This window comes from Streptomyces ochraceiscleroticus (assembly GCF_000720485.1).
In the GTDB taxonomy this organism is placed as follows: Bacteria; Actinomycetota; Actinomycetes; order Streptomycetales; family Streptomycetaceae; genus Streptomyces; species Streptomyces ochraceiscleroticus.
The window spans coordinates 1-3,967 of the sequence record NZ_JOAX01000059.1 but is presented as its reverse complement, the minus strand read 5'-3'; the positions used below and the strand labels follow the sequence as shown (position 1 = coordinate 3,967).

General features: G+C 69.8%; 4 protein-coding genes and 1 pseudogene. 2 read left to right on the top strand and 3 right to left on the bottom strand.

Annotated features, from left to right (window positions below; genetic code table 11):
* The coding region (locus IG84_RS41940) for a hypothetical protein (protein WP_211266564.1) at nt 1–360 on the top strand (360 nt) is incomplete at its 5' end.
* A 124-nt stretch (nt 361–484) separates the two neighbouring features.
* On the opposite strand, the gene IG84_RS0137065 is transcribed toward IG84_RS41940, so the two are convergent.
* A complete protein-coding gene (locus tag IG84_RS0137065; RefSeq protein WP_031067784.1) occupies nt 485–1,492 on the bottom strand; it encodes a stage II sporulation protein M in 1,008 nt (335 codons plus the stop codon).
* Nucleotides 1,493–1,628: 136 nt separating this feature from the next.
* Here IG84_RS0137065 and IG84_RS0137060 point away from each other — a divergent pair, with 136 nt between their 5' ends.
* Nucleotides 1,629–2,630 (top strand): RDD family protein, encoded by a 1,002-nt coding sequence (locus IG84_RS0137060; RefSeq protein ID WP_031067780.1) that lies wholly within the window; start codon nt 1,629–1,631, stop codon nt 2,628–2,630.
* Nucleotides 2,631–2,674: 44 nt separating this feature from the next.
* On the opposite strand, the gene IG84_RS0137055 is transcribed toward IG84_RS0137060, so the two are convergent.
* Together IG84_RS0137055 and IG84_RS0137050 are read right to left on the bottom strand one after the other, a co-directional pair.
* A complete protein-coding gene (locus IG84_RS0137055; RefSeq protein WP_031067777.1) occupies nt 2,675–3,304 on the bottom strand; it encodes a hypothetical protein in 630 nt (209 codons plus the stop codon).
* 137 nt (nt 3,305–3,441) lie between these two features.
* Nucleotides 3,442–3,967, bottom strand: a pseudogene (locus tag IG84_RS0137050) (adenosylhomocysteinase); the annotation flags it as partial.

Below are 3,967 nucleotides of genomic sequence, written 5' to 3'. Positions count from 1 at the left end.
GTTTCGGCCTTTCGGCTTCTTCGCGGTTCCAACCTTACCAGATCCTTTTCGGTGATCCGGCCCCCTGTTGGAGCGGGGTTGCTTTCCGGTCCGGCCCTTTCGAGCTTTCCCTTTCGGCGTTTCCGACTTTACCAGATCCTCGTCCGCGCCGTTTCCGGTTCGAATTTGGTTTCCGGTGGCCTTTGGATTGGCCTTTCGCTTTTCAGCGGCTCCGACTTTATCAGAAGCGCTTTCGTCGATTTGATCGACCTGACGTTCCCGATAAGAGATCAGAAAGGTCCCGCCGAATTGAACTTCGGCCGGAGCGCAGTAGATGTTAGCTGTCGCGGGGGAGCTTGTCCAACTCCCGGCAACCGTTAAAATCTACCTCCCCGAGTCGTCCGTGTCAACGGGGTTCCTCGGATGAACAGGAGATTAGCAGCTCAGGGGTGTCCGGTGCACATCGGCGCCGCGTGGCCCTGGAGGCTGCGGATCAGGCTGCCGTTCAGGCGGCGGTAGGCAGCGTGGCGTCGCGATCGGAGCGCTCGATGTCGCCGGTCTCCCCCGCTCGGGCAGCGCGGCGGCCGGCCCCGTAGACGTACGCGAAGAAGGCCAGCTCGGCGACGATGCCGATGCCGATACGGAGCCAGGTCGGCAGGCCGGACGGGGTGACGAAGCCTTCGATGGCTCCGGAGACGAGGAGCACGGCGGCCAGTCCCAGGGCCACGCCCAGAGCCGCGCGTCCCTCCTCGGCCAGAGCGTTCCGTCGGGTGCGCGGACCCGGGTCGATCACGGTCCAGCCGAGCTTGAGGCCCACTCCCCCGGCGGCGAACACGGCCGTCAGCTCCAGCAGGCCGTGCGGAAGGATCAGGCCGAGAAACGTGTCGAGGCGGCCGGCGGATGCCATGAGGCCGATACCGACCCCCACGTTGAGCATGTTCTGGAAGAGGATCCAGAGCACCGGCACGCACAGGAAGGCGCCGAGGACCAGGCAGAGCGCGGCCGCCTGGGCGTTGTTCGTCCAGACCTGGGCCGCGAAGGAGGCGGCGGGGTGGCTGGAGTAGTACGTCTCGTACTGGCCGCCCGGTCTGGTCATCTCCCGTAGGGCGTCGGGGGCGCCGATGGATGCCTGGACCTCCGGGTGCGCGGCGATCCACCAGCCTATGAGGGCCGCGACGGCGGTGGAGAGGACCGCGGTGGGTATCCACCAGTGCCGGAGTCGGTAGAGCGCGGCGGGGAACGCGGTCGTGAAGAAGTGGGCGGCGTCGCGCCAGGACGCCTTGCGCGCGCCCGTCACGGCGCTGCGCGCGCGGGCGACCAGGGAGGTCAGCCGGCCGGTCACGGCGGGGTCCGGTGCGGTGGACTGGAGCAGCGAGAGATGGGTGGTGGCGCGCTGGTACAGGGTGATCAGTTCATCGGCCTCGGCGCCGGAGAGGCGGCGCTTGCGGCGTACCAGGGTGTCGAGGCGGTCCCACTCGGCGCGGTGCGCGGTGACGAAGACATCGAGGTCCATTCAGTAGCGCTCCTCGTCCGCATGTGACGGTCTTGGTCCTCATGATGAACGTACTGGGCCCATTGTCGTATCGACTTGGCAGACTGGCGGTGCCGGCAGCGGGGCGGGCGGGGACGCAGGCGAGAGGACGGCGGGGATGAACGAGCTGGTGACGGGTGAGGCGGTCGTACTCGGGCTGCGGCCTGCCAGGCTGCCGAGCCGGGCCCTGGCGGTGCTCATCGATCTCGCCGTGACCTGGGCCGGCTACATCGTGATCTCCATGGCGCTGTTCGCGGCGACGGGCTCGCTGGACTCGGCCGCGCTGGCGGCCCTCTCGGTGGCGGCGTTCGTCCTCGTACTGGTCGGGGTTCCGATCGTGGTCGAGACGCTGAGCCACGGCCGCTCCCTGGGGAAGCTCGTGTGCGGGCTCCGGGTGGTGCGCGAGGACGGTGGTCCGATCCGGTTCCGGCACGCGCTGGTGCGCGGGGCGATGGGGGCCGTCGAGATCGTGCTGACGATGGGCGTCGTGGCGTGCCTCGCCTCTTTGGTGTCGGCACGCGGGCGGCGGCTGGGGGATGTGTTCGCGGGCACGGTCGTCGTACGGGAGCGGATACCGGTACCGGAGCGCGGGTCGGCGCTGCCGCCTCCGCCGCCGTGGCTCATGGGGCAGCTCGGGGCGCTGGACCTGTCGCGCGTACCGGACAGCTGGTGGCTGACCGTGCGGCAGTACCTGGCGCGGGCGGGGCAGCTCGATCCGCAGGTCGGGGGGCGGATGGCCGGGCAGCTCACGGAGGATTTCGTGAGGTGGACGGGGGCGGTGCCGCCGCAGGGCGTGCATCCGGCCGCCTACCTGTCGGCGGTGGTGTACGAACGGCAGGGGCGGGAAGCGCGGCGGACCTTCGGAGCGGAACGGTCGGCGGGAGCGGCCGCGCCGGATGCGGGGGCGGTCGGGGCCGCGAACCACGCAAGCCCGGCAGTACCGGTAGAGCCCGCAAGCCCCGCAGTACCGGCAGAGCCCGCAAGCCCAGCAGTGCCCACACACCCCGCGATACCGGCAGCAGTACCCGGAAGCCCTGCAAGCCCCGCAGCGCCAGAGGCGCCGACGTCGGCAAGCGGGTCGGATGCGGGCCGGGCGACGGGGTTCGCGCCGCCCGCGTGAGCTGACGACGCCGGCCGGCGGGAACGGCTGGAGCGTGCCGCGGCTCAGAAATCCGTTTCGGTGGTGAAGGCCGACGGCGGGGATTCGAGGTTTTCGAGCTCGATGCCGGGGGCCGAGAGGACCACGTCGCCGGCGAGGTGGACGGCGTGCTGTTCGCCGGTCTCCAGGTCGTTGACCTGGTACTCGTCCACAGTCAGCGGGCCGCTGTCAGTGGCGTGTGCTGTCCTGTTCACCAAGGCCCAGGACTGGTCGAGCGTGCGGGGCGCGAGGACGGGGGGTGTGAAGGCCACGAGCCGGGTGCGGACGGCTCCGGAGCCGGGGGCGGGGCGCAGCAGCCGGGCGGTGGCGACGAGGAAAGCGGGGGACGCGCCGGTGAAGGAGTGGGCGGGGACATTGCCTTCGGTGGCGTGCGTGCCGGAGGGGTCGGTACGGACCCAGGTGACGCCGTCGAGCGCGGCGCCGCGTACCTGCCAGGACGCGGCGTGGAGTTCCAGGCGGATGGGGCGGCCGAGGTCGTCGAGGGTGAGGTCGACGGAGCCGGCGTGATCGCCGGAGGGAGTGGTGATCTGCGAGACGTAACGCCAGCCGGACGGGCCGGTGGCGCAGTGGAAGTGCTCTTCACCGAGGGGGGTGTGATCGTGCGGGTCGTGCAGGGAGTAGCGGCCGCGGGGCATGGGGGTCCTTCAGTGGTTCCGTCGGGTCGTCCCGCGAAGGGGGCTGCCGACGAGGCTACGCAAGGGCCCGGACGGGCCAGGCCCCCGCCCTGAGGACGGGGGCCTGGATCAGACGGTGGCGCAGCCGGTGGCCGTCAGTACTTGGGCAGCACGTACACATCCGTCGGGTACTGCTCGGGCTTGGTGAACAGCTCGATCTGGGCCAGCGTCTGGTCCGCGAAGGAGTTGGACATCACGAAGGACGGGTGGCCGGTCGCGTTGCCGAGGTTCAGCAGACGGCCCTCGGACAGGACGATCAGGACCTTGCCGTCGGGGAAGGTCCAGGTGTGCACCTGCGGCTTGACCTCGTCCTTGACGATGCCCTCGATGTTCGCCAGGCCGGCCATGTCGATCTCGTTGTCGAAGTGACCGATGTTGCCCACGATCGCCTGGTGCTTCATCTTGGCCATGTCCGAGGCCATGATGATGTCCTTGTTGCCGGTCGTGGTGACGAAGATGTCCGCCGTCTCCACCACCTCATCCAGCGTGGTGACCTGGTAACCGTCCATCGCCGCCTGCAGCGCGCAGATCGGGTCGACCTCGGTGACGATCACCCGGGCGCCCTGGCCGCGCAGCGACTCCGCACAGCCCTTGCCCACATCGCCGTAACCGCACACCACGGCG